We start from the raw sequence: 4243 nt of genomic DNA, 5'->3' as shown, positions 1-4243 counted from the left end.
TGGACGTGGACCTGCCGGTGGGGCGGGGTCTCCCCCCGGCCGGGCTAGGCCGGGACCGGGCGGAGCAGCCGGAGTCACCGGCCGCACCGGGTCCCGCCGAGATCCCGGAGGTGGACGCGGCGTTCGCCGGCGACGAGCCTCCCCGCGCCCCGTCCGGGCCGCAGGGCACGGCGGCGCGCGCCTCCGTCGCGGCGGCGCGGGCGGCCACGGGCGCCCCGCGGGCCGAGGACGACCGGCCGCGGCCCGGACCGCCCGGTGCCGTGCTCGGCTGTCTGCTCGTCGTCGCGCTGCTGCTGTACTGGCTGCCCGCACTGGGCATGAACGACGGCTCCCTGGCACGGATGGGCGGCCTGGGACTGATCTCGGTCCTGCCGCTGCCGACCCTGGCCGGAGCCGCGCTCCTGGTCGTGGTCTTCGCCGGGCTGCTGTGGCGGGGCCGTGAGCACAAGGGCCTGCTGCTGGCCACCCTGCTCGCCACGGTCGTCTCCCTGCACGCGCTGCCCGCCGTGATCGAGACCGAGCCGCGCTTCGCGACCGCCTGGCAGCACCTCGGGTTCCTCGACTACATCGACCGCACCGGCTCCGCCGTACCGGACCTGGACGCGCGCTGGAGCTGGCCGGGCTTCTTCGCGGCGGCCGCGTTCGTCGCGAAGGCGTGCGGGGTCACCGACCTCACCGAGGTCATCCGCTGGTGGCCGACGGCCATCCAACTGCTGTACCTGGCACCGATGTTCCTGCTGTTGCGCGCCCTGCGGGCGAGCTGGCGCGCCAAGTGGACCGGCATCTGGATCTTCGTGCTCAGCGGCTGGGTCGGCCAGGACTACTTCTCCCCGCAGGGCTTCACCTTTCTGCTCTACCTGGCCTTCGTGGCGATCCTGCTGGTGTGGTTCCGCGCGCCGCGGGTGATCTGGACCAAGGCCCGCCCGGGTGAGGCGGAGGTCGAACCGGCCACCCGCGGGCAGCGCGCCGTTCTGCTCATGGTGCTGATCGGCCTGTACGCGGCGAGCGTCCCGGCTCACCAGCTCACCCCGTTCGTGATGCTGGGCGTGCTCGCGGCGCTCGTCCTGGCCGGCCGCTCCGAACTGCGCGGGCTGCCGATCCTGTTCGGGGTGCTGGTGGCGTTCTGGGTCGGCTTCATGGCCGAGCCGTACTGGTCCGGCCATTTCAACGAGCTGTTCGGCGGGGTCGGCGGCGTCGGCAGCAATGTGTCGACGTCCGTCTCCGGGCGCATCCAGGGCGGCGACCCCACCCACAAACTCGTGCTGTACACGCGCGTACTGCTCGCCGGGGCGGTGCTGGCGTTCGCGTGCTGGGGCTGGTGGCGGCGGCGCGGGCACCGGTACCGCGACCGGTCGCTGCTCGTCCTGACCTTCGTGCCGTTCCTGGGCTTCGGCATGCAGTCCTACGGCGGCGAGATGGCGCTGCGCGTGTTCATGTTCGCCGTCCCGGGCGCGGCCCTGCTGGCCGGGCTCGCCCTCTTCCCGCGCACCGGAGCGACGGCCGGGGAGCGGGAGGAGGACCGGGCGGGTCTCGCCCCGCTCGCCGCCCTCCTGGCGGGCTTGCTGCTGATGGGCGGCTTCCTGGTGGCCCGCTGGGGCAACGAGTCCTTCGAGCGGATCCGCCCGGGCGAGGTCGCGGCGATGGACTACGTGTACGCCCATGACGATCCGACCGTGCGGCTGCTGTGGCTGAGCAACGACACCGTCAACAACGTGACGCCGGCGATGCCGTGGGGTGCCAGGGACATGGAGAAGGTGCAGTACGTGCCGACCCTGGCGCCCGCCGATCCGGTCCTGGTGTCGGGCCTGGTCACGTCGCTCAAGGAGGCCGGCCCGCAGGCGTACCTCATGATCAACGAGAGCCAGGTGACCTACCTCCGGATGGACGTGGGCTACTCGGCGACCTGGGAGCCCCGGCTCCTCAGGAGCCTGGACGGCCGCCCGGAGCTGAGGAAGGTCCTCGTCAACGGCGACGTGACCATGTACGCGCTGCGCAAACAGCCCGCGGGCCCGGTCGCGAAGCCGCACCCGGGTCCGATCGGCCCCCGGGTGACCTGGACGCCGTGGTCGGTGGTCGGGGGACTCACGGCCATGGCGCTGGTCCTGGTGCTGACGGCGCGTGAGGTCGTACGGGTGGCGTTGCCGCCGAGTGTGCGGCGACTGCGTCTGCTGCAGAGCGGTTTCTGGTTCTGCCTGCCCCTGCTCGCGATGTTCCTGGCCTCGCTGGTGCAGCGCTTTGTGACCATGGGCAAGGGCTGAGCGGCGGGCGGGAAGTCCGACAGGTCAGCGGGCGTACGAGGTGGAGCGGCTCACCGCGAGAGCCACTTCACCTCGTAGGCCTTCATGCCGAACCGCTTGCCGTCGACCTGCGCGCTGATCGGGCGGCCGAGGGTGTTCACCACGAGGACGACCTTGTCGGTGGCGAGGACACGGACGTTGGGGACGTCGTCCGGGGCGACCTGCACCGTCCAGTACCGCGTGCCCGGCGGGAACGCCTTGCCGAACCGGGAGACCAGGTCGTACATGGGCAGTGCTCTGCCGCCTTTGCCGGTGTCGGTCGGCGTCCACAGACAGCCCGGGCAGGCGGTGCCCTTCGGCTCCTCCGGGTTCCAGTAGAAGCCCGAGGAGGCACCGCCCTTGACCAGGGCGATCATTCCGGTGGCCTGGACGGCGACGCGGTGGTCCTCGGTCCAGCCGGCACGGTCGTCGTTGCCGTCGGCGGGCTCGACGTAGTACTCGGCCCACCACAGCGGCAGGTCGCGGGTCTGCTTCCGCACCCAGGCGCCGACGGCGGTGAGCTTGTCGGTGGCGGCGAACTCGTTCGGCAGCAGTTCGTCGTCCTTGGTGTAGCTGGAGCCGTCCACGACGACGAAGTCGGCGCCCGCCTTGTGCTGGTTCCAGTAGTCGAAGGCGTCCAGAACCCGCTGGTCCATGGCGCCCCAGGTGCCCCGCAGGTTCGTGGACGCGTCCTGATTCCGCCGGGGGTCGACGCTGTCCATGACGAGGTACGGGCCGCCCACCATGATCTTGTCGTCGACCTGCTTGAGCGCCTTGTAGACCAGGTTGTACAGCGTGGTGTAGCCCTCGTAGTCCCAGCGGCCCTTGGAGTCGTTCCAGAAGCCCTTGAACTCGTTCCAGACGATGAAGTGGCGCACGTCCGGGTAGCGCTTGGCGACGGTCGCGGCGAGGTCCGCGAAGTCCTTGTAGTGGTCGGGGGTCGGCGCGGTCTCCAGGGCGGCCTGGCTCCAGTCGGTGGCGCCGGCGCCCGCCTTGCCGCCCTTCATCCAGTCCGGGGCACAGCACAGGGTGATGACCGGGGTGCCGCCGCTCTTGCGGACGAAGTCGATGCGGCGGTCCATCTCCTCGAAGTCGTAGCGGCCCTCGACGGGTTCAGGATTGCCCGCGCCCCAGCCCATGATGTGCTGGTTCTGCGGCAGGTCCGTCCCGGAGAGCAGCCCCTCGACGCGCGCGGTGGCGGCGCCGGGACCCTCGTCGGCGCTGTACTGGGTGTGGGTGAAGCCCCAGCCGACGTCCGGTCCCGTGTCCGCGGGCGGGGTGGCGGGCGTGCCGTGCACCCTGTCGCCGTCACGCGTGGTGCCCGTGGTGCTCACGCCGTTGCCGGACAGCGTGCCGATCAGGGTCACCACCAGGGCCAGAGCGGCCGCCCCCACGCCGAGCAGAGCGGTGAGGCGCCACCGCCGAGCCCCCGAATTCCCCTCACGACGTCCCATCATGGGCCACATTGACGTACTCCCTGGCCTGAAGTCCAGGGCTTCCGACGCACCCGGCATCGGTCGAAACAGCCTTTACTCCCTCAAGGGCGCGCCTACGGCGCGCCGGGGCGTCCGACCGCCTCGGCCGGACGTGCGGAAAGCCGACGTGCCCACGCGCGCCACTCACCAGCGACAGCCGCGTTACCCGGACTCCAGCGAGCCCAGGAGGAGTTCGTCCGCCGCGGGAAAGCGGGCGGTGCCGCCTTCCTCCCAGGTGACCACGACGGCCAACCCGCCCATCGGTCCTCGGTCGGTCTTGGCCGTCTTGACCCTGCGCCACGCGCCCTCGTAACCGATCACGTCGCCAGAGACGATGAGGGCCGCGCGCTTTGTCGGGACGCCTAATCGATCTCGACGGGTCGGACGTGCTTCAAAGGGGCTCTCCTGCCTGATGTGTGGGTCATTCTGTGGTGGGTTGGCGGCCGGGGAGGGTGGGCTTGTCTCCGGCGAGGGTGAGCATGACGAGGGCGA

Annotated in this window: 2 protein-coding genes and 1 pseudogene; 1 reads left to right on the top strand and 2 read right to left on the bottom strand. The window is 71.3% G+C overall.

The window, feature by feature from the left end; translation table 11 throughout:
• A pseudogene (locus ACWD5Q_RS34110) lies at window positions 1-2258 on the top strand (lipopolysaccharide biosynthesis protein); the annotation flags it as partial.
• Between the two features lie 50 nt (window positions 2259-2308).
• Here ACWD5Q_RS34110 and ACWD5Q_RS34105 read toward each other — a convergent pair.
• The gene (locus ACWD5Q_RS34105) at window positions 2309-3730 is read right to left on the bottom strand and encodes a GH39 family glycosyl hydrolase (RefSeq protein WP_451430959.1); all 1422 of its coding nucleotides are present in this window, start codon (window positions 3728-3730) and stop codon (window positions 2309-2311) included.
• A gap of 183 nt (window positions 3731-3913) precedes the next feature.
• Window positions 3914-4072 carry a hypothetical protein gene (locus ACWD5Q_RS34100; RefSeq protein WP_451430952.1) on the bottom strand — a complete coding sequence of 53 codons (159 nt, stop codon included), beginning with the start codon at window positions 4070-4072 and terminating at the stop codon, window positions 3914-3916.
• Window positions 4073-4243 lie beyond the last annotated feature (171 nt).

The organism is Streptomyces sp. NPDC002513, assembly GCF_053595355.1.
Note: the sequence above shows the minus strand (reverse complement) of the source record. Positions and strands in the feature narration are given on the sequence as shown.

What these genes read in the sequence shown, in the direction of transcription:
- ACWD5Q_RS34105 (WP_451430959.1), bottom strand. Translation starts at nt 3,730, where the DNA reads ATGGGACGTCGTGAGGGGAATTCGGGGGCTCGGCGGTGGCGCCTCACC.